Origin of the sequence: Paenibacillus rhizophilus (genome assembly GCF_003854965.1) — a bacterium.
Lineage (GTDB): Bacteria > Bacillota > Bacilli > Paenibacillales > Paenibacillaceae > Paenibacillus_AQ > Paenibacillus_AQ rhizophilus.
In genome coordinates this window covers 36,687-56,354 of the sequence record NZ_RQPI01000003.1, presented here as the reverse complement: position 1 = coordinate 56,354, position 19,668 = coordinate 36,687, and the positions used below count along the sequence as shown (strand labels likewise).

Genomic DNA, 19,668 nt, shown 5'->3' with positions numbered 1-19,668 from the left:
CATACGGGAGGCGAATGGAAATGATAAACAAAGAAGAACGCATTCTGCGCCAGAATGCCCAAGATGTGAACCGGCACGCCGAAACATTCCAGGAAATGAAAATCTACAACGCCATGCGAGAAGGAATCATGCAGGGGAAAAAGCGCGAGAAGCGGCGCATCTATTCATATGGAGCGGGTGTGGTTGTAGCCGCAGCGGCCGCAGTTCTGCTTACGTTCTCTTCCATCGGATTACCGGCAAAGGAAGTTGCTGAACATTCAGTGCAAACGGCCAGCACTAAAAATTGGGACGATTTCAAAGCGTACCGCTTGAGCTCCAGATTAGATCCTGCACTTACAAGCGCCCTGGAACAGAATCTCGTAAAGCCGGTTCGCCAGAGCGCGGAAAGCAAAGGCTACCGTGTCGATGTGGCCGGCGCTGTTACGGATGGCCGAAAAGTGTTTGTCCTGTACAGCGTCCAGAATAATACGGACAAAGAAGTAATACACGCGGATACCTCGCTTCTATTTGGAGACTTTAAGGACCCGTTTCCGCATAAGGGCGCAATATTAATGATGCTGGGTCCCGAGAGCCGAATCCCGGCGGGCCAATCCGTAGATTTTATATACTCCACCAACCTTCCCCCATCGGTTCATTCGAAGGAGGTGAACTTCCATGTTGCTCTTACCGAGACCTCAGAGGAGGCGCTCGCTTCCAGCGGTTCCCGCAAAAGCAAGTACCGGACTGATCTGGATATTGCGTTCGAGCTTGACCCCGACATGTTAAAAGACCAGCAGCATACGTTAACGGCTGATCGCACCTTGACCGTGGACGGACAGAAAATCAACGTGCGTCAAGTGCTATATACCCCGCTGAGCACCTATGTGGATTTGGAGTATGACAAGAGCAACGAGAAACGAATTTTCCAATTGATTAATCCTGTTCTGATCAGTAAAAAAGGGGACACTACTGAAAAATTATATTACCCCGGCATCATTACATCTGACAATTCCGAAGTCTACTCGGACGATTCCAAGGCTACGCTCGTGTTCAAGAACAGCCAGTACAGCCAGCCAGACTCCGTCTCATTGAAAACTTTCGGCATTTCGGCTGTCGATAAGGATCAGATGAAAATTGTCGTCGATTTAAACAAGAAACAGATTATTGAAGCGCCGGGGAGCGGTCTTGAACTTGTCGAGCCCACGTCGGAGAACAATGCGGATACGGGAGAAATTCTGTTACGGCAAAAGATTGACAATGCCCAATATTTTAACACTATTACCTGGCTGGCCGACAGCTTCACCGATGCGCAGGGTAAAGTGCACAAAAAAGCGATTAATCCCACCTCATCAAGCAGCTACGGCGTCTCTAAGTCAATGGATGGTACAGCGGTGCACGAGATTCCTTATAACTTTGGAGAGGAAGCCAAGAATTATCCGCAGCCTCTAACCATACCGATTGAGAAGTTTATAAGTCCGATTTGGGACACGCAGGCCGTAGAGCTGTACTCGAAGAATTAGGGGCTAAATCATAATCCGCACAAAAAACAGGGGTGTCCCCGCAGCCGGTTCACGGCTTGTGGGACACCCCTTCTATTTAACAACCTTCCCTCTTGTCGTCCGGCATCCCGTCAGACAAGCTTACTCTATACCCTTCGTCCATTCATTCACTTTGTCCGGATTGGCTTCAACCCAAGCCTTGGCCGCTTCCTCCGGACTCTGACCGCCCTGGATGGCAACCATGACCTTCGCCATCTCCTCCGGCGTCCACTGGAACTGGTCCATTACCCGGTAGACATCGGGCTGGTCGTCTTTAAGGCCTTTGCGGGCCATCGTATGGATCTGCTCGTCACCGCCGTATACGCCTTTGGGATCGTCCAGATACTTCAGATCCATGTTCGCAAACATCCAGTGCGGCGTCCAGCCGGTAACGACGATCGGCTGATTGGCGTCATAGGCTTTTTGCAGCTCCTGCGCCATGGCCGCCGACGAGCTTTCCACCAGCGTGTAGTCCTTCAGATTGTATTCGGCGAGCGCTTTTTCCGTGGCCGACATAATGCCGGCGCCCGGCTCGATGCCGATAATTTTGTGGTCCAGGGAATCGCCTGCCGCGCTGCCCTTCAGATCCTCGATGGAGTTGACGTTCATATAAGCCGGAACCGTCAGCCCGATTTTTGTTCCGTTCAAGTTGACGCCAAGGTCTTCTATATCTTTTCCGTATTTCTCCATATAGGAAGCATGGGTGCTCGGCAGCCAAGCTGCTACCATTGCGTCCGCGCTGCCGTCCGCAATGCCCGCAAACATCGGCCCGGCGTCGACTTGAAGCATTTCAACCGTCTTGCCCAGCTTCGATTCCAGCACTTCCTTGACTACATAGGTGCTGGCAATTTCCGAATCCCAGGCCACGTAGGCCAGCTTTACCGTTTTCGAGCCGCCGCCCGAAGACGAACAGCCTGTCAGCATAATGGCTGCGGCCATGACGGTTAATAGGGTGATTGACAAAAAGCTCCGGTTGTTTCTTTTCTTCATTAATAAAACTCCTCCTACTTATGCTTGATTTTAAGCGCGTTTTGCGTCAGACGATCCAGCAGAATCGCCATAACGACAATGGCAATTCCCGCCTCGAAGCCGGCGCCGGTCTTGGCCTGCGATACGGCGCGGTACACATAGGCGCCGACTCCCTGCGCGCCGATCATGGATGAAATGACGACCATTGACAGAGACAGCATGATCGTCTGGTTAATGCCGGCCATAATGGTCGGCAGGGCAAGCGGAAGCTGCAGCTTGAACAGCTTCTGCCTTGGGGTCGAGCCGAATGCGTCGGCGGCTTCGACCAGTTCCGGCGAGACCTGGCGGATGCCCAGGCTCGTCAGGCGGATCGTCGGCGGAATGGCGAATATAATAGATGCAATTACGCCCGGAACGACGCCCAGCGAGAAAAAGGAAACCGCCGGAAGCAGATAGACGAATGCCGGCATCGTCTGCATAAAGTCCAGAATCGGTGTTGCCACATTCCGCGCGGTAACGCTCTGCGCGCACAGAATGCCGATCGGCACGCCGATCAGCACCGCCAGCACCGAAGCCGTCAGCACAAGGGCCAGCGACTGCATCGAAGGTGCCCACAATCCAAGGTTATCGATCAGCAAAAGACCGATCAGCGCAAACAGCGCAAGACGCCACTTTCCGACCCAGTATGCCAGTGCCGAAATCAGCAGGATGACGGCAATCGCGGGCAATAAGGTAAGGCCGGCATTGATGCCTTCCACCATTCCGCCGATTACGGAATGAATCAAATCAAAAACGGCGCCGAAGTAAAGAGTAAGCCACTCCTCAATCTGCTCCACCAGGCGGCCAAGCGGCAATTTTGGAATATTCATCTCAGATATCCCCTCCTTCCGGCAGCGCATTGCCCGCAAGCGCGGACAGCACGGCGCCTTTAATCACGATTCCTTTCAACCGTTCCCGCTCATCCACGACGGCCACCGGCAGCGGCGAGCCCGCCATCAGATCGAACAATTCATTCAGCAGCGCATCCGGACCCACGATGGGAATCTCTTTCCTCAGCACATCGGAAATCGACTTTTGCTCTTTCAGCGCCAGCGAGGCGTCGTCTGCGGTAATCACGCCCAGAAGCTTCATCTCTTTATCCGCCACGTACAGGCTGGATACGCCGCTGTCGCGCATCAGCTGCAGCGCGACGCGCGGACCGCGCTCGGGCCGGATCATCTCCGGCTGCTTCATGACATGCGCCGCGGTCAGCACCTTGGACAAGTCCACATCCTCCACGAACCGCTCCACGTATTTGTTGGCAGGCTGGATGAGAATTTCCTCAGGCGTCCCGATCTGCACAATAACGCCGTCCTTCATCAAGGCAATCCGGTCGCCGATCCGCAGCGCTTCGTCCAGATCATGCGTAATGAAGACGATCGTCTTCTTCAGCCGCGACTGGAGCTCCAGAAGCTCCTGCTGCATATCCTTGCGGATCAGCGGATCAAGCGCGCTGAACGCCTCGTCCATCAGCAGAATATCCGGGTCGTTCGCCAGGCCGCGCGCAAGGCCCACGCGCTGCTGCATTCCCCCGCTGAGCTGGTCCGGCCGATGCTGTTCCCAGCCGCCGAGGCCCACCAGCTCCAGGGCCTTAAGCGCCAGTTCCCGCCGCTTCTTTTTATCTACGCCCTGCACCTCAAGTCCGTATTCCGCGTTGCCCAGCACCGTCCGGTGCGGGAACAGACCGAACTTCTGAAACACCATACCGATATTTTTGCGGCGGAACTGACGAAGCTCCTCGGCATTCATCTTCACAATATCCTGTCCACGGAACAAAATCTGTCCTGCCGTAGGATCGATCAGACGGTTAAGCAGCCGGACGAGCGTAGATTTTCCGCTGCCCGACAAGCCCATAATGACGAAAATTTCTCCTTCTTTAATATGAAATTCGGCTTGGTTCACTCCGACCGTCAGCTTGGCTTCGCGGGCAATCTTTTCTTTGGACCAGCCTTGCTGCAGCATCGAAAGCCCTCTGCGGGCATCCTGACCGAAAATTTTAGTCAGCTGTTTGACTTCCAGTATCGGCATATCGGCCTCCTTCTCCCGTATTTTCCGGGTCAATTCACTCGTTACAGTCTACCGGACGACCGAAACGGGAAGCAAACTCTATATACCGTAATAATTTAACGTACAGTTTTTACTTTACGTACTTTACATAAAGAATACTCCGTTTTACTCCAAATTACGTTCCAAACCCTTTCTTTACTTCCATCGGGGGATATGATTACAATGAACTAGGAGAAATTTTGTATATATAACGCTTCCTTCAGGAGGGACAGCATGAACGATTTAGAAGGACTCGCGCCCGAACAAATAGAAAGAATCAGCAAGGTCCGGGAGCGCGTCATTGATTCCATCGGTAGAAATATGGACTTATACGGCGTCACCCTGTCCATCGGCCATTTATACGGATACATGTATTTCAATCAGGGTCCGGTTACGCTCGACGAGCTGAGTAAAGCGATGGGCATGAGCAAGACGTCCATGAGCACGGGTGTCCGTACGCTGCTTGATCTTAAAATGATCGATAAAGTATGGGGCAAAGGAACGCGCAAAGATCTGTTCGAGGTGTCATCCGACTGGTATCAGAACTTTAGCGACTATTTTTCGATAAAATGGAGAAAAGCGGTTGAGAGCAATATGAACGTCCTGTCGAAGTCGCTTAATGAGATTCGGGCGATGAAAGAGGAATATGGCGGGCAGGAGGAACTGAAGTCCCTGCTGCATAACGACGAACACAAAATTGAAGAAGCCATCAAATACTACCGGTGGCTGCTGAAGCTGATCGAGGCTATGGAAACCGGCAAAATATATGAACTGATTCCGAAAGAAGAATAGGAAGCCTTTACTTCCGCGAGCGATGTTCTCCGGTCTCATCGAAAAGGAGCCTTTAACGAATTTCCGGTTCGTTAAAGGCTCCTTTTTCACATACTCCCATTCCCCTTTGGCCGCGGGAAGACTTATACTGGTGAAAAACCTTTCGTTCCATTATTTATTCTTATGAGGTGAGGACTGTTGAACTGGCATTTGAAAGCATTTGATGAGTTGTCCAATCTGGAGATCTATAACATACTGAAAGCGCGGACCAACGTTTTCGTCGTTGAACAGAACTGCCCCTATTCCGAGGCAGACGGCAAGGACCCGGCTTGTCATCATCTGTATCTTGAGGATCACGGCGAGATTGTCGCCTACCTTCGAATTCTGCCCCCGGGCGTGGTTTATCCCGAAGCGTCAGTCGGCCGGTTTATCGTCGATCCGAAGCTCCGGGGAACGGGCCTTGGCAGAGAGCTGTTCGGTAGGGGACTTGCTTTTGTTAGGGAGCATTTACAGGAAACCCGCGTCAAAATCCATGCGCAGGCCTATCTTCAGACGTTCTATGCCTCCTTCGGCTTCGAGCCGGTGTCGGACGTCTACCTGGAAGACGGGATTCCGCATATCGAAATGCTTCTGTCCCCGGAAGAATAAGCCGTTCAAGTCCTTCGTCTTTGATGGGCAACCGGCCCAAATCCGATTTTCCGCATCCATTTCTCTGATAGGAGTGTTGGCATTGGGACGCATTATTGTGCTGTACGGGCCGTCCGCTTCCGGCAAAAGCGAGATTCAGCGCCAGCTGACGAATCCCGGGTTCCCCCGGATCATCACGGCGACGACCCGTCCGCCGAGGCCGCATGAAAAGGATGGCGTGCATTACCTGTTCCTGGACAAAGAGAGCTTTCAGGAGAAAATGGCGCGCGGCGAGCTGATCGAATGGACCGAGTATAACGGAGAATGGTACGGCACGCTGCGCTCCAGCATCGAGGAAGCTATAGCCGGCCCTGCGGATGCCAATATCATTCTGGATCTGGCCGGTGTGCTTGCGCTTAAAGAGCGCTACAAGGAGCACATCGCCGCCATTTACATCGGCGCCAACCTCCCTTCTCTCGCCAGAAGGCTGGCCGAAAGAGGCGGAGACGATGCCGAAACGGCAAGCAGGCTGCAAAAGGCGCGGGAGCAGGAGCTCACCGAAGCCTATATGCAGCCTGCGGACGCCGTCATTTGGAACAACGACGGCGTAGATTTCGAGGATACGCTGAAGCGGATACGGGAAGTTATAGCTTCCTTCCGCGGACGGGGGGCGCAATGACGGCCTTGCTTGCCCGCGCCGATTTGAGCGCTTTTGTAAACATTTTGATCGCGGACAGGATCAATATGAATCCCAGAACCAATTTGAGCAGGCTGGAAGAAATGTAACCGATCAAAAGGCCGCCAACGAATGAACCGACAATCGAGCCAATTCCCATGGGAACGACCAGTTCCCTCCACTCTTTTTTCTCCGCATACGCCCCATTGGAAGCATGCTTGATCATCCCGATCACCACCGTCGGCAGACTGATCAGGACGCTGGCGGTGCCCGCGATTTTGATATCCACCCCGTAAACGAGCAGCAAAGTCGGAATAATCAGTTCCCCTCCGGCAACCCCGAGCATGCTGCTTACAATGCCGATTCCTATCCCGCAAGCGATTCCTACGAGTACAGCAACGGGCAGCAGCATCGGTATTCCGCTGGAGACCACCGGGGAGAAGCCTTCGACGACCAGCAGGATGCCAATGGAAACGAGCAGAATGAGAATGATTTTCTCGAGCGTGTGCTCTGACAAGCGCTTGGAGTAGTTCGCCCCCGTGTAGGCGCCGATCATCCCGCCGGCGATAAAAGAGGCAATGACGGGCAGAATAGCCGTCAGCGCTGGAAGGGAAGCCTGGGGAAGACGCATGATCAGCGAGGAGATCAGGGTGACCAGGCTGACAGCCAAATTGAACGCCACCGCCTGACGCGTCGGATACTTGAACAGACCCACGAGCACAGGAAGGCGGAATTCCGCTCCGCCGAGTCCGATCAATCCCCCCAGACAGCCGATTGGCGCTCCTGTTAATACGGCGAGCAGTGATTTTTTACCTTTTTCATTCATAAATCCTTTATCCCCTCCCACAAAACCGTACGAAACACCACGAAACGCAACAAAATCCTATTTTAAAAAAGTGTATCCTAGCCTATAATCATTGACAAGAGCAAGATTTGAACGAATATTGACGAGGTGATGTTCCGCATGTCCGACAACACGCTTTCCTATTCACCCGAAGAGGTATCCAAAATCCTGAAAATATCCAAAGGCACCGTGTATGACCTTATCAAACGCGGCGAACTTCCATCCTACCGGATCGGCAAAAAGCTGCGGGTCGCTCCCGCCGACCTGGAAGCCTACACCCGCCCCTCCAATGCTGCCGAAAAGCCTCAGCCCGCAGCTCCGCCGGTCTCCATGGAGAAGCTTATCATCGATAACCACGGACTCATCATATGCGGCCAGGACATTGTACTTGATGTGCTGGCTACGCATATGGAAAAAAGAACCCCCGCCATCCGCTCCCTTCGTTCCTACGTCGGCAGTCTGGACGGGCTGCTGTCCCTTTACCGGGGCACCGCCAATCTCGCCGCCGCCCATTTATGGGACGCGGAGACAGACGAATTCAATATTCCATACGTCCGCCGGCTGCTGCCCGGACACCGGAGCGTAATCGTTAATCTGGTATTCCGCAATCAGGGATTTTATGTCGCTCCCGGCAATCCAAAGAATCTGCGCTCCTGGGAGAGCCTGCTGGAACCGGGAATCGTCCTGGCCAACCGGGAAAAAGGCTCGGGAACCCGCATCATGCTGGACGAATGGCTGCGCAGTATGAACGTCGACTCCCATTCCATTGAGGGATACGCCCATGAGGAACCGAGCCATATCGCTGTGGCCAGCGCTGTTGCGCGGGGAATCGCCGATGTGGGGATCGGCACGGAGAAAGCGGCGCAGCAGGTATCCGACGTCGACTTTATTCCGCTGAAGAAGGAACGCTACGATCTTGTCTTTTACAGAGAGGATATGGGCAAGCCGCATTTCCAGGCGCTCCTGGCGACTCTGCGGTCGCCTGAATTCAGACATGAAGTAAGCGGACTCGGAGGATATGATATTTCAAACTGCGGTGAGATTGTTGGAGAGGTGTGACTTAGAGAATTAAGGGCTGGGAAAAGAACGGATTTCTCAGACAAGCTAAAAGGACAAGCCCGGCGAAATACCAAGGGCTTGTCCTTTATTTTTCATCTATTCGCTTATCATCTTGGAGTAACTCTTCTCATCTACTACTCGGCGGGCAGTAACATAGCGGTCCTTGTAATACGCATCCGACAGCTTGCTTACTCTTACTCCCCTGACGCTGGAAGAGTGGGCGAACTGATTATCGCCGATATAGATTCCCGCATGGGAAACTCCCTTGCCAAATGTATTAAAAAACACCAGATCGCCAACGCGAAGATCTTCTTTCGATACCGGAGTTCCAACCCTGGCCTGGGATTGGGAGGTGCGCGGCAGATCATCAACATTAAATTTCTTTAACACATACAGGATAAATCCGGAACAATCGAAACCAGAGGCGGTAGTGCCCCCGTAAAGGTAAGGCGTTCCTAAAACTTGGTTCACGACACTCTCAAGCTTAACTTCACTTGCATATGTACTGGGTGCGGCGGAAGTAAATATAGCAGCGGCTGCGATCAGCGACAGGATAACTTTCTTCAGTGTCGTTCTCCCTTTCAATGCCTACGGAGTTAGCTGGAGGGTTCGGTTAAAGGTTCGCCCGTTTTCAACAGCGAAATTCGGCAATTCATTAATATTTTGTAACTATTTACACTTTAATATAGGAAAAAGAAGACTGTCAATCCTTATGTCACCCCGTTTTTTATAAGGAAAACACCACTGTCCGGGCAACCTTTTATTTTCGTTAAAAAGAACAAAGTTGTAACCGCATCTCCCTACATCCCAGGATGTGGAATTACACGGCGAGAATATGGCGGAAATGTGCTTATTTAAAATGACTATTATAAATTCCTGAAATATTTAAATTCAATCTTATTGACATAAAGAAAGCACTGCAGTTATCATGTTGCTAATTGAGAATAATAATCATTATCTTAGGGGGATGTTTGAAATGTTGAAACGTAAAATCTTTGCTCCGCTGCTTACGGGAGTAATAGCTGCCGGTCTGTTGGCCGGATGCGGAGCGGATAAGGCGAGTGAAGCCGGTGCGGGTAATACAGAAAAGACAAAGCCGAGCGCACAGGCAGTGGAGCAAGTCGTCAATATTTATTCCGCCCGCAGCTATGATGTGGACGCACTGCTGTATAAGAAATTCACGGAAGAGACCGGCATCAAAGTAAACGTGATTGACGGCAAGGCGGAGGAACTGATTGAGCGCATGAAGCGTGAAGGCGAAAGCACACAGGCCGATCTGTTCCTTACGGTAGACGGCGGCGTGTTGAACAATGCCAAGCAGGCCGGACTGCTTCAGCCGGCCACTTCGGAAACGATCGACCAGAATGTTCCAAAAGAGCTTCGCGATCCTGAGAATCAGTGGATCGGACTCTCCACACGCGCCCGTGTAATCGTCTACTCCAAGGATCGTGTAAAACCGGAGCGGCTCTCTACCTATGAGGACCTCACCAGCCCGGCCTGGAAAGGTAAAGTGCTTGTCCGTCCGTCCTCCAGCTTGTACAACCAGTCCCTGCTGTCCTCCTTCATTGAATTGAATGGCGAAGAGAAAGCGGAAGAATGGTCCAAAGGATTGGTAGCCAATCTGGCCCGCACTCCGGAAGGAAACGACCGTGACCAGGCCAAGGCAATTGTTGCCGGTGTAGGCGATGTAGCGCTGATGAATACGTACTACGTGGGCCTGCTGATCAATTCGGATGATCCGGAAGAAGTGAAGGTCGGACAAAGCATCGGCGTCTTCTTCCCGAATCAGGAAACGACAGGCACGCATGTAAATATCAGCGGCGCGGGCGTAACCAAGTACAGCAAGAACAAGGATAACGCCGTCAAGCTGATTGAATTCCTGACCGGCACCGAAGCGCAGACGATGGTTACCAATGAAAACTACGAGTTCCCGGTCAATGCCAAAGCCGAGCTGCCCGAGCTGCTCAAATCCTGGGGAACATTTAAAACGCAGCAAATCGATTTCAACACACTGGGCGTTCACAATGCCAAAGCGATTGAAATCATCAATAAAACAGGCTGGAAATAACATATGCATTTAAACACAGTTAAGGTACACATAAAAAGACGCCTTAGCGGTTGGCGAATCGTAAGCTTGGCAGGGGCGGCAGTTATTATGCTGCCCATTCTTTTTGTACTGCTCTCGATCTTTGATCCCCCAAATAACAACTGGGTTCAAATCAGGCAGTATCTCGTAAAAGATTATATCGCCCAGACGATTCAGCTGACGCTGACGGTTGCCGTGCTAACGACATTGCTCGGGGTGACGTTGGCCTGGCTTACGGCGGTCTTTGATTTTCCGGGAAAACGGTTCTTCAGATGGGCGCTGATTCTTCCTCTGGCCATTCCTCCATACATCGCCGCTTTTACATACAGCACGATGTTCAGCTATACCGGCGTTGTCCAGACCACGCTCCGGAACCGGTTCGGAATTGTTCCCAATCAGGAGCTTGTTACCGTCTCCTCCATGCGGGGCGCGGTCCTGGTATTCACCTTGTTTTTGTTTCCTTATGTATATCTGATTACCAAATCGTTTCTGGAAAAACAGAGCGCTTCTTATATTGAGAACGCCCGGCTGCTGGGAAGAAATGGCTTGTCCATATTCCTGAGGATTACGCTTCCTTTATCCCGGCCGGCTATTGCGGGAAGCGTCAGCCTGGTCATATTTGAGGTGCTGAGCGATTACGGGGTCACGAGCTATTTTGGCATACAGACCGTCTCGACGGCGATCTTCCAGACCTGGTTCGGGATGTATGATGCCGATTCGGCGATGCGCCTTGCCGCCTGGCTCATGATGATTGTCATCGGCTTGTTCCTGGTCGAAATGCTGCTGCGCAAACGGCGTGCTTACAGCTCGACGACGAGTAAGTCGAGGCCGCTTGTGCCGAGGCGCTTAACGGGAATTCGCGGGTGGGCTGCTGGCCTGTTCTGCATGATCGTCTGGTGCGCGGCCTTTTTGTTCCCGCTTATGCAATTAATCGTATGGGCGGGCTGGACGTTTGACAGCATGTGGAACGCAGGGTTGTTCCGGCTGATCTATCAAACCTTGATCGTGGCTGTCGTCTCCACCTTGATCATCATGATTTTTTCGCTGATTGCCGCCGCGTCCAACCGGACACGTTCCACAGCTTCATTTGTGCTCTCAAAGGCGATAACCGCCGGATATTCGATGCCCGGGGCCATTATCGCCATCGGTGTGCTGGTTGTTTTTTTGAAGCTGGATAAAGTCTGGGCGGCCTTCCATCATCAGTTCACGCTCGGGGGAACGCCTCTGGTGATCAGTCTGACTCTCGCGATGCTGATCGCGGGGTACGTGATCCGGTTTATGGCTACCGGGTATAACGCCGTGGAAGTCGGTTTTGAAAAAATGGGCCGGAAATATACGGAAGCGTCCCGAATGCTGGGGCACGGAATGACCGCAACCTTTTTCAAGGTGGATCTGCCTTTGATTAAGGGAGCGGTGATGAGCGGATGCCTCCTGACTTTTGTGGAAATCTGCAAGGAGCTGCCGCTGGCTTTAATCCTCAGGCCCTTCAATTTCGAGACTTTGGCTACAAAAGCTTACCGGTATGCGAGCGATGAACAGATTTTCGAGGCGGCCATTCCCTCTTTGCTTATTATTGGCATCAGCTTGATCTCGGTTTATGTCATTCATTATTTAGACAGGAGGTGGGAGCAATGAGTATCGTAGACATCCGAAATCTATCCTTCTCTTATGAGCGGGGCAAGTCCCCGGTGATCGACCGGTTCTCCTGTTCCATTGAAAAAGGGGATATCGTTGGGATCGTAGGCGCAAGCGGCAACGGAAAAAGCACGCTGCTGCGGCTGATCGCGGGTCTGGAGATTCCTTCGGGCGGGGAGATTCGGATCAACGGGGCTCCCGTTGTAAATGAAGGCTGCTACATCCAGCCGGAGCGGCGGGGTATCGGCATGGTGTTTCAGGATTACGCCCTGTTCCCTCATATGACCGTCCGCAAAAATATCGAGTTCGCCCTGCACCGTCTCCCCCGCAAAGAACGGGCCAAACGGCTGGAAGATATGCTTGAGCTTGTCCAGCTCGGCGAATTCAAGGATCGTTATCCGCATGAGCTGAGCGGCGGACAGCAGCAGAGGGTCGCGCTGGCCCGGGCGCTGGCGCAGAAGCCGGAAGTTCTGCTGATGGATGAGCCCTTCAGCAACCTGGATGCGGGATTAAAGGACGCGATCCGTTCCGAACTACGGACGATTTTGAAGAAAGCGCAGATGACCTGCCTGTTCGTCACCCATGACCGGCAGGATGTAGAGGCGATCAGCGACCGGTCGATTCATCTGGGGCCGGGGGCCGGTTTAACCGCACGGGTGCTGACCTGCAAAGCTTAGTGTTGCGGCAGCATAATATGATAACACCAAAAAGTGTAGTTGAGCCGCATGGCATTCTTGGATTCATAATAGGCGTGAGTTCTCTCCGATGATATAATGGAGATAATCTATTCCCCTTAACAGGATGACGCTTATTATGAACTTGGTTGATAAAAAGAAGAAGGCCGCGGAGCTTGTAGCCTTGATGAAGCAGAATGAGCCCATATGGAAGCCAGGTTCAGATCAGCATCACTTGAAGCGGCGAAAACGTAAGGGTCATCTTCCGGATGACTTTACGTTGGACAACTATAACAGCTTGATTCGAAATCTATGTACGTCAGATGAGCATGAAGCCTATGTGTATCACCTGCAGGGCTTTGATCAGGACTATTATGTGTTCGGTGACGGGGGTTATTGGATCGCTATCATTGGAGAGAATGGAGTAATGGAGACAGCATTTCCGCCGGATTCCTACTCCGACTATTTGGCCCCGGAAGACGGCTATCAATTATTAGGAACAATCAAGGAGGTGCTCCGATATGTCTAGGCAAAATGATATTGACCATTATGGGATGGATGTGAAAGACTTGGATGCCAGCCCCTTTGAAATGGTCGAGATGCTCCGGCTGCGGAGCAAGATCCATTCGTATTTCCGAGAATTGACCGACGAAGAGAAGCTGGAGGTGAATCGATATGATTTGATCCTCCTGTCTAACGCCAAGGGATTCTACGATAAACTGAAGCTCATTCATGACTTTCAGAATAGCAATAAGCCAGAAGACGAGTGGTGGTGGCATTTGCATAACGTGGTTAGGGCCTTCTATAAAAGGAGTTTCTCCATTAGCTTTGCAGACCCCCACGGGGATTTGATGGTCAACATGGTATAAATTAGATAGAAGCCAAATTCCACGTCGGGTGGGGTTGGCTTTTTTTACTTATATGGCTTCCGACCAATCCCTTTTATACGAAATGCCCCTCCGCTACAGCGGAGGGGCAAGCTACTATTATTGATATTGGCTCCATTCATTCGATCAATCCGCCGTAATGGATTCGAAAAAACGCTTGCTCCGGCGCATGACTTCCACTTCCCCCAGCTTGTCCTTTTCGTCCAGCGACGGATAATGGGGGTCGATGGTCATTACGGCCTGCGGGTCATGCTTGGCGATGGCCGACATGACCGGTTTGTGATCGTAATCGTCCTGTCCGGGAATGGCAAAATTCCCGAACTCGCCAAACGGATTGTCATCTGTTGCCGAATCCGCCTTACGGTATGCCCCTTTGATATGGGTCTGCCATACGTATTCTTTGACATGCTCGTACGCTTCTTCCGTCGGGTACTCCCCTGCGCGCCAGCCGTTTAATATATCCCAGTTAATTTTGAGCCCAGGATGGTCCGCGTAGCGAATTAACAGGCCTAGCTCCTTTGCGTTACATGACATGGTAGGAGGCTCGTTTTCCACCAGCAGCATTTTCCCCCGCCGCTCCGCATGTTCGGCGTGCCGGCGCATAATGGACGCATTATAGCGGTACTCCGCTTCTTTTTGCTCATCCGTCCACTGGTCAAATCCTTCCGGGCGATGCAGAGAATAGACGCGTACATGCGGCGCATCAAAGATGTCGGCCAAATCAAACAGCCGATCCAGCACCTCCGTCATCTGCCGATGATGTCCTTCATCGTGACTGTCATACTTCGGAGGTCCGGAAAAGGCGCAGGAGTTAACCGCCCATGAACTGACACTGCTGACTTGCAGGCCGTGCTGATCGATCTGTGTTTTCAGCTCTTTTGCCTTCTCCAGCGAAATTGTGTCAATCGTGTCGCCATCCAGCTTCGCCCGCAAATCAATGGAGGAAAAGCCAAGCTCCGCCGCGGCCTTTAGAGCATCCGAAAAGGTTTCAAACCCCAGCATATCGGTAAACACGCTAAATTTCATCAAGTGTTCCTCATCCCTTCAGGTAGTAGTCTTAGTCAATGGTGATCCATTTGCCGGAACGCTGTTTGAAAGCGTCGAAAATCTTGGTAAGATGAAGCGAATCTCTCAGCGTGGAGCGTTCTATTTTTTTGCCTTCCAATACGGCATTGGCAAAGTAACTGACGCTTTGGACCATTCCCTGCAGGAAGAGATTTTTGTTATACACTTGGCCGAGCGAAAACTCGGGTTCCCATAATACAGGCCCGTCTGCCGGATCATCGCCGATATACACCGGCGCCTTGCCATATTCGCCGCTTCCTTTTGACCCCTTATAATAAATCAGGCGCATACCGTTATCTATCACCACATTCTGATTGCTGCCGATCACTTCGAAGCGCTCCAGCGGACTGGTCGGCGCTTGCGTCGAGGCCAGCTGAAGATTTCCGATCCCGCCGGATTTGAACTGCAGCAAGGCCTGTACGTTTCCACTGGGCTGATGCTCAATAAAGCACATTTCTTTGACTTCGCCCATGAGATAGTGAATGCCCGACATCGGATGGCAGATATCCTGGAACCAATGCAAGCCCGTTCGGGTAGCTATATCCTCTTGGTAGGGACTGAGCGTGAGCGGATAGCGGCCGTTAATCGAAACCGGTTGGCCAAACCCCTCCAGACCAATGATTTGCTTGGCCTTTTCAAACGTCGGGTAGAAGTAACGCTTGTTGGCTACCAGTACGAATTGTCCGGATCGCTCCTCTACTTCCAGCATCCGTTCCACTTCATCAGCGGTATAAGCTGCAGGCTTTTCCATCCACACCGGCAGTCCCGCCTCTAACAAATCGGGAACGATACGGGGGTACATCGGACGTCCTTCTTTATCGAAGTTAAGCACGACGAAGACGGCATCCAGTTTCTCCTGCTTGATCATTTCCTTGTAGTCGGTGTATATGTTCTCCGCTCCAAATCGCTTGCGAAAGATTTCAGCACGTTCCGCATTCAAGTCGCAGACTGCCACCAGATCAACCGGGGCATAGTCAAACGTAGGATACACGTTGCGAAACGCATGGGCGCCGCACCCGATAAAGCCGGCCTTGATTTTGCGGTCGTACTCATAGTTGAATTTAATTGGGCTCATTACGGTCAGGCCTCCTGTTCAATGTTGTATATGAAGTTGATAAAGTGAAGCGATTATTCGCCGATGGTCTGACGGTCACCCGCCGAGTAAGCAATGATCATACGGCACGGCTCCCAGCTAGTCACTGTCGCGTTATGGGGCACACCCCGCGGAATACGCAGCAGCATGCCCGGCTTCAGGTGAAATACCTCGTCCCCGAGCGTATGGTCGCATTCACCCGAAAGCACAAAGATCACTTCCTCGCAGTTGGGATGGATATGTCTTGGATTGCATTCTCCCGCGTTGATATACACCATGCCGAAGGTCATTTCCGCCTCGGGGTCGATCTCCTGTCCGTACAGCCACTGGATTCCTCCCCAATTCTGCGGAAAAGGAAACTGTTCTTTGTTCAAATCGGTTATCGTTGCCATGTACATTCTCTCCTTTTATCCATTTCATGTGCTTGTCCTTCGGTTGATTATTTATTCGACCCGGCCGACATGCCTTCCACAAACTGCCGCTGAAAAATCAGGTAAACAATAATACTGGGGATCATGCTGATCAGAGTGCCGCCGAAAATAAGTCCGTAGTTGGCGCCGTTGTTTCCCTGGAAAGAAAGCAGCCCGAGCGGAATCGTATACTTGTCCTCGGAAATCAGAAGGACCAAAGGCAGCAAAAAGTCGTTCCAAATATTCATAAAGGTGAATACCATTAATGCCACAATGCCGGGCTTGGCCATCGGCAGCATGATGTACAGGAAAGCTCTCCACTCTCCCGCTCCATCAACATAGGCGGATTCACGCAGCTCTTTCGGCACGTCCTTGAACGTGTTGCGCATCAGAAAGACCGAGAAGGGAAGCGCCATCCCGACCGAGACAAGGGTGATGCCCGTCAGTGTATTGACGAGGCCCAAGGATTTCAATTGGAAGAAGACCGGAATGATAATCGCTTGAACCGGCAGCGACCATCCAAAAATGAATAAATATAATAGAAGCTTATTTCCCGGGAATGACATCTGCGCGAAGGCATATCCTGCCGGACATGCAGTAAGGACTACAATTAGCATTCCGATGCCGGTGATAAACGCGCTGTTGATAAAATAGGTTTTGAAATTCCCCAGCTCCCACGCTTCTCTCAGGTTATCGAATTTCCAGGAGGATGGAAGAGAAAACGGATGATTGGCAATTTCGAAAGTGGTCTTGAAGCTTCCCAGAACTACCCAAAGGATTGGCATGATGATAAACATAAGCGAAATCGTCAAGAATACCAGCAATAATACCTGTGATTTCCCTCCGGCACTCAGCAGTCTCATACACTATTCCCGCCTTTCCCGCCATTGATTGAACAAGATGGTCAGCGTGATGACAATAACGGCCAACAGTACGCCGCCTGCTGTCGCGTAGCTCACTTTATTCATGCCAAAAGCTGATTTGTAAATGTACGTGGAGACCACTTCACTTTTATAAAACGGTCCGCCTTGGGTCATAATCCAGATGAGGGCAAAACCTTTAAAGGCGTATATGATAACCATACTTATGACTACATTCATGGTGTAACGCAGGCTTGGGATGGTAATGCTGAAAAACTTACAGACCGGTCCTGCCCCGTCGATCTCGGCCGCCTCGTACAAGGAAGGATCAATGTTCTGCAGCCCTGCCAGGTACAAGATCAGGAAAGACCCGTAAAACGCCCAGGTTCCGACGATCACCAAGGCAGGCAGCACCGTCCATTGTTCTCCCAACCAGTTATGCGCCAGAGTTCCGAGGCCCGCTTTCTGTAACGTGACGTTGATCGGACCCATCAGGGGATCGTAAATCTTGGCCCAGAGCACCCCCACCACAGCCAATGAAATGACGGAAGGAAGGTAGAACCCGGCACGAAAGAACAATCTCCCTTTTTTTACTTTGCTGATCAGGACCGCAAGCACGAGTGTAGGAATGACCACAAGGGTGAGGCTGATGACGACCCATACAAGGTTATGGAACAAAGATTGCAAGAATACATCATCTTTCAATAAGTTCATATAGTTGTCCAAGCCGATAAAAGACATGGTCGGGGAAGCTCCGTCCCAATCGAATAAACTAAGCCGGACCGCATCGAACATCGGGTAGAGCATAAATAGTCCGTATAAAAGTAAGGAGGGAGCCAAGAAGGAGAGCACCACCGCAAAACGTTTCGCTTTCCGGCTCCAGTGTCTGACTTGTAAATGGGGCCTTATATTAACAGCACTTTGAACAGGCAGCGGATTCATGGTATTCTTCACTTCCTATCTAGTTAATTGGTAACCGGCCTCCTGATCCTTCTTGACGCCTTCAGCTATTCTCCCCATCGCTTCCTGCGGCTTCACTAACCCTCCGACAAGTCCGACCAGGTTTTGGTAGTAGGCCTCTTTAGCTTCACTTCCGATGAATACGCTCGGGTTGTAGCCTGATCTCGCCTCAATAGACTGAATCGCACTCGTCAGCAGCGCACCCGCCGGCTTGACGTTCAATGCCGCTTGGGAAGTAGGAATCAGATTGTAGGACGGATCACTCAATACGACGTTGGCATAATCTTCAGAGACAATGAAATTCAGCCAGTTTTCGGCTTGCTCGGGGTGAGCGGCTTTTGACGGAACAACCCAGGTGTAACCTAGACCGCCTGTCGGATCTGTCTTCTCCCCGCCGATAAAGGATGGCATCGTGAACGCTCCTACACTGTCTTCCTCCTGCTTGTCTACGATCGTGGAAATGAGGTGGGTAGGCGAGATCATCATTGCCACCTTCTTGTCCAGGAAGGATAGCTGAAGGTCGGCGAGATTAAGAGACATGGATTCCTTCCCGATGTATCCCTGCTTGGCCCAGTCCGCCAGCATTTCCCCCGCTTTGACAAACTCCGGGTCGGTCCATTGTTTCTCTCCATAAAGCAGTGCTTCCACGGCATCTCTGCCTGCAACGGATTCCATAATATTGGAGAACAGGCCGCCAACGGTAAACGAAGTACGGGCCGCCGTATTCAGCGGGGTGACCCCGTTATCCTTCAGCTTTTTCATCGTTGCTACAAACTCGTCGCCCGTTTGGGGAACCGGAATGGCATATTTTTCAAAAATATCTTTATTGTAATAGACCTCAATCGCATCGACGGTATGGGGCAATTCATAGATTGTATCGTTGACTGCCGCCATTTGATAAGCAAACGGCTGAAGCTTGTCTTTCCAGCTGTTCTTCGCATACCAGTCATCGAGCGGCTTAATCAGGCCCACATCCGACAAAATACTGACACGGCCCGGTCCTGCATTCATGAGGATAGCGTCAGGAGGAGTAACACCTGATTGCAGAGTTGTTGTCAATTTTCCTGACTCTGTGTTAACATCACCATTAGACAAAGTCACTTCAACACCAGGGTTTAATTCTTTGAATTTGTTCACTACACTTTCCCATTGATGCTTTTCCGTATCGTTGTAAAAGTTAGGGATCAGCAGGCTTAATTGCTTATTATCTGCTGCTGCAGCTGCGGCCGGCTCTTTGTTCTCCGCCGGGGCATTGGAGCTTGAGCCCGTGGGAGAAGAACACCCGGCTACCAAGAGTAAAGAAACGGAGGCAGTCGCTACAAATTTTTTAAGGTTGCTAATTAGCATGGAATTCACTCCCTGATGTTAGTTTTGTTGACGGCCGTCGTCTTATCTAAATTTTAAAATATTTTAGATTTTAAACAATAGTTCAAATCGTGGGAAAAGGGGG

At 51.4% G+C, this 19,668-nt stretch carries 21 protein-coding genes and 1 riboswitch; of the genes, 10 read left to right on the top strand and 11 right to left on the bottom strand.

The genetic code is table 11. The features are described 5' to 3' along the window. Nucleotides 1-20 precede the first annotated feature (20 nt). Complete coding sequence (locus tag EH198_RS07480) at nucleotides 21-1,499, top strand: DUF4179 domain-containing protein (protein ID WP_185702792.1); 1,479 nt, start codon at nucleotides 21-23, stop codon at nucleotides 1,497-1,499. Between the two features lie 120 nt (nucleotides 1,500-1,619). Here EH198_RS07480 and EH198_RS07475 read toward each other — a convergent pair whose 3' ends face one another. The 3 genes from EH198_RS07475 to EH198_RS07465 are packed head-to-tail and all read right to left on the bottom strand — an operon-like array spanning nucleotide 1,620 to nucleotide 4,553. Further along, a complete protein-coding gene (locus EH198_RS07475) occupies nucleotides 1,620-2,507 on the bottom strand; it encodes a glycine betaine ABC transporter substrate-binding protein (protein WP_124694930.1) in 888 nt (295 codons plus the stop codon). A 14-nt stretch (nucleotides 2,508-2,521) separates the two neighbouring features. Next, nucleotides 2,522-3,355: an ABC transporter permease gene (locus tag EH198_RS07470; protein WP_124694929.1), complete on the bottom strand. Its 834-nt coding sequence runs from the start codon at nucleotides 3,353-3,355 to the stop codon at nucleotides 2,522-2,524. A 1-nt stretch (nucleotide 3,356) separates the two neighbouring features. Beyond that, a complete protein-coding gene (locus EH198_RS07465; RefSeq protein WP_124694928.1) occupies nucleotides 3,357-4,553 on the bottom strand; it encodes a quaternary amine ABC transporter ATP-binding protein in 1,197 nt (398 codons plus the stop codon). A 252-nt stretch (nucleotides 4,554-4,805) separates the two neighbouring features. Between EH198_RS07465 and EH198_RS07460 the strand changes: the two genes are divergently transcribed. The 3 genes from EH198_RS07460 (at nucleotide 4,806) to EH198_RS07450 (ending at nucleotide 6,648) form a co-directional block, all read left to right on the top strand. Continuing rightward, complete coding sequence (locus tag EH198_RS07460; RefSeq protein ID WP_124694927.1) at nucleotides 4,806-5,363, top strand: GbsR/MarR family transcriptional regulator; 558 nt, start codon at nucleotides 4,806-4,808, stop codon at nucleotides 5,361-5,363. A 177-nt stretch (nucleotides 5,364-5,540) separates the two neighbouring features. After that, complete coding sequence (locus tag EH198_RS07455) at nucleotides 5,541-5,990, top strand: GNAT family N-acetyltransferase (protein WP_124694926.1); 450 nt, start codon at nucleotides 5,541-5,543, stop codon at nucleotides 5,988-5,990. 82 nt (nucleotides 5,991-6,072) lie between these two features. Then, a complete protein-coding gene (locus EH198_RS07450) occupies nucleotides 6,073-6,648 on the top strand; it encodes a guanylate kinase (protein ID WP_185702791.1) in 576 nt (191 codons plus the stop codon). On the opposite strand, the gene EH198_RS07445 is transcribed toward EH198_RS07450, so the two are convergent. Then, nucleotides 6,614-7,471 carry a sulfite exporter TauE/SafE family protein gene (locus EH198_RS07445; protein WP_124694924.1) on the bottom strand — a complete coding sequence of 286 codons (858 nt, stop codon included), beginning with the start codon at nucleotides 7,469-7,471 and terminating at the stop codon, nucleotides 6,614-6,616. The two genes, EH198_RS07450 and EH198_RS07445, sit on opposite strands and share 35 nt — an antisense overlap. Before the next feature lie 138 nt (nucleotides 7,472-7,609). Between EH198_RS07445 and EH198_RS07440 the strand changes: the two genes are divergently transcribed. Then, nucleotides 7,610-8,548 (top strand): helix-turn-helix transcriptional regulator, encoded by a 939-nt coding sequence (locus EH198_RS07440; RefSeq protein ID WP_124694923.1) that lies wholly within the window; start codon nucleotides 7,610-7,612, stop codon nucleotides 8,546-8,548. Nucleotides 8,549-8,644: 96 nt separating this feature from the next. Here EH198_RS07440 and EH198_RS07435 read toward each other — a convergent pair whose 3' ends face one another. Next, nucleotides 8,645-9,115: a C40 family peptidase gene (locus EH198_RS07435; RefSeq protein ID WP_124695213.1), complete on the bottom strand. Its 471-nt coding sequence runs from the start codon at nucleotides 9,113-9,115 to the stop codon at nucleotides 8,645-8,647. A gap of 2 nt (nucleotides 9,116-9,117) precedes the next feature. Continuing rightward, nucleotides 9,118-9,208: riboswitch (cyclic di-AMP (ydaO/yuaA leader) on the bottom strand. A gap of 316 nt (nucleotides 9,209-9,524) precedes the next feature. Between EH198_RS07435 and EH198_RS07430 the strand changes: the two genes are divergently transcribed. From EH198_RS07430 to EH198_RS07410, 5 genes are all read left to right on the top strand, one after another. Then, nucleotides 9,525-10,616, top strand: a complete 1,092-nt coding sequence (locus tag EH198_RS07430) for a Fe(3+) ABC transporter substrate-binding protein (RefSeq protein ID WP_124694922.1) — start codon at nucleotides 9,525-9,527, stop codon at nucleotides 10,614-10,616. Between the two features lie 87 nt (nucleotides 10,617-10,703). After that, on the top strand, nucleotides 10,704-12,269 hold the full coding sequence (locus EH198_RS07425) for an ABC transporter permease (RefSeq protein ID WP_246014140.1): 1,566 nt from the start codon (nucleotides 10,704-10,706) through the stop codon (nucleotides 12,267-12,269). Further along, nucleotides 12,266-12,946, top strand: a complete 681-nt coding sequence (locus EH198_RS07420) for an ABC transporter ATP-binding protein (protein WP_124694920.1) — start codon at nucleotides 12,266-12,268, stop codon at nucleotides 12,944-12,946. Before EH198_RS07425 ends, EH198_RS07420 begins: the two co-directional genes overlap by 4 nt. Nucleotides 12,947-13,082: 136 nt before the next feature. Continuing rightward, nucleotides 13,083-13,472: a hypothetical protein gene (locus EH198_RS07415; protein ID WP_124694919.1), complete on the top strand. Its 390-nt coding sequence runs from the start codon at nucleotides 13,083-13,085 to the stop codon at nucleotides 13,470-13,472. Further along, nucleotides 13,465-13,812, top strand: coding sequence for a hypothetical protein (locus tag EH198_RS07410; RefSeq protein WP_124694918.1), 348 nt, complete (start codon nucleotides 13,465-13,467; stop codon nucleotides 13,810-13,812). The genes EH198_RS07415 and EH198_RS07410 overlap by 8 nt, the downstream gene beginning before the upstream one ends. A 144-nt stretch (nucleotides 13,813-13,956) precedes the next feature. Here EH198_RS07410 and EH198_RS07405 read toward each other — a convergent pair whose 3' ends face one another. From EH198_RS07405 to EH198_RS07380, 6 genes are read right to left on the bottom strand one after another with little or no spacing between them, the layout of a single operon-like run. Beyond that, a complete protein-coding gene (locus EH198_RS07405) occupies nucleotides 13,957-14,856 on the bottom strand; it encodes a sugar phosphate isomerase/epimerase family protein (protein WP_124694917.1) in 900 nt (299 codons plus the stop codon). A gap of 31 nt (nucleotides 14,857-14,887) precedes the next feature. Then, a complete protein-coding gene (locus EH198_RS07400) occupies nucleotides 14,888-15,970 on the bottom strand; it encodes a Gfo/Idh/MocA family protein (protein WP_124694916.1) in 1,083 nt (360 codons plus the stop codon). A 53-nt stretch (nucleotides 15,971-16,023) separates the two neighbouring features. Further along, the gene (locus EH198_RS07395) at nucleotides 16,024-16,380 is read right to left on the bottom strand and encodes a cupin domain-containing protein (protein ID WP_124694915.1); all 357 of its coding nucleotides are present in this window, start codon (nucleotides 16,378-16,380) and stop codon (nucleotides 16,024-16,026) included. A 47-nt stretch (nucleotides 16,381-16,427) separates the two neighbouring features. Continuing rightward, nucleotides 16,428-17,261: a carbohydrate ABC transporter permease gene (locus tag EH198_RS07390; protein WP_124694914.1), complete on the bottom strand. Its 834-nt coding sequence runs from the start codon at nucleotides 17,259-17,261 to the stop codon at nucleotides 16,428-16,430. A gap of 3 nt (nucleotides 17,262-17,264) precedes the next feature. After that, nucleotides 17,265-18,212, bottom strand: coding sequence for a carbohydrate ABC transporter permease (locus EH198_RS07385; protein WP_148091489.1), 948 nt, complete (start codon nucleotides 18,210-18,212; stop codon nucleotides 17,265-17,267). Between the two features lie 3 nt (nucleotides 18,213-18,215). Further along, complete coding sequence (locus EH198_RS07380) at nucleotides 18,216-19,565, bottom strand: ABC transporter substrate-binding protein (protein WP_124694912.1); 1,350 nt, start codon at nucleotides 19,563-19,565, stop codon at nucleotides 18,216-18,218. Nucleotides 19,566-19,668 lie beyond the last annotated feature (103 nt).

Excerpts from the sequence above, each read along its gene's own strand:
- EH198_RS07480 (WP_185702792.1), top strand. The coding sequence starts at position 21 with ATGATAAACAAAGAAGAACGCATTCTGCGCCAGAATGCCCAAGATGTG.
- EH198_RS07475 (WP_124694930.1), bottom strand. The coding sequence starts at position 2,507 with ATGAAGAAAAGAAACAACCGGAGCTTTTTGTCAATCACCCTATTAACC.
- EH198_RS07470 (WP_124694929.1), bottom strand. The coding sequence starts at position 3,355 with ATGAATATTCCAAAATTGCCGCTTGGCCGCCTGGTGGAGCAGATTGAG.
- EH198_RS07465 (WP_124694928.1), bottom strand. The coding sequence starts at position 4,553 with ATGCCGATACTGGAAGTCAAACAGCTGACTAAAATTTTCGGTCAGGAT.
- EH198_RS07460 (WP_124694927.1), top strand. The coding sequence starts at position 4,806 with ATGAACGATTTAGAAGGACTCGCGCCCGAACAAATAGAAAGAATCAGC.
- EH198_RS07445 (WP_124694924.1), bottom strand. The coding sequence starts at position 7,471 with ATGAATGAAAAAGGTAAAAAATCACTGCTCGCCGTATTAACAGGAGCG.
- EH198_RS07440 (WP_124694923.1), top strand. The coding sequence starts at position 7,610 with ATGTCCGACAACACGCTTTCCTATTCACCCGAAGAGGTATCCAAAATC.
- EH198_RS07430 (WP_124694922.1), top strand. The coding sequence starts at position 9,525 with ATGTTGAAACGTAAAATCTTTGCTCCGCTGCTTACGGGAGTAATAGCT.
- EH198_RS07425 (WP_246014140.1), top strand. The coding sequence starts at position 10,704 with ATGCTGCCCATTCTTTTTGTACTGCTCTCGATCTTTGATCCCCCAAAT.
- EH198_RS07420 (WP_124694920.1), top strand. The coding sequence starts at position 12,266 with ATGAGTATCGTAGACATCCGAAATCTATCCTTCTCTTATGAGCGGGGC.
- EH198_RS07415 (WP_124694919.1), top strand. The coding sequence starts at position 13,083 with ATGAACTTGGTTGATAAAAAGAAGAAGGCCGCGGAGCTTGTAGCCTTG.
- EH198_RS07410 (WP_124694918.1), top strand. The coding sequence starts at position 13,465 with ATGTCTAGGCAAAATGATATTGACCATTATGGGATGGATGTGAAAGAC.
- EH198_RS07405 (WP_124694917.1), bottom strand. The coding sequence starts at position 14,856 with ATGAAATTTAGCGTGTTTACCGATATGCTGGGGTTTGAAACCTTTTCG.
- EH198_RS07400 (WP_124694916.1), bottom strand. The coding sequence starts at position 15,970 with ATGAGCCCAATTAAATTCAACTATGAGTACGACCGCAAAATCAAGGCC.
- EH198_RS07395 (WP_124694915.1), bottom strand. The coding sequence starts at position 16,380 with ATGGCAACGATAACCGATTTGAACAAAGAACAGTTTCCTTTTCCGCAG.
- EH198_RS07390 (WP_124694914.1), bottom strand. The coding sequence starts at position 17,261 with ATGAGACTGCTGAGTGCCGGAGGGAAATCACAGGTATTATTGCTGGTA.
- EH198_RS07380 (WP_124694912.1), bottom strand. The coding sequence starts at position 19,565 with ATGCTAATTAGCAACCTTAAAAAATTTGTAGCGACTGCCTCCGTTTCT.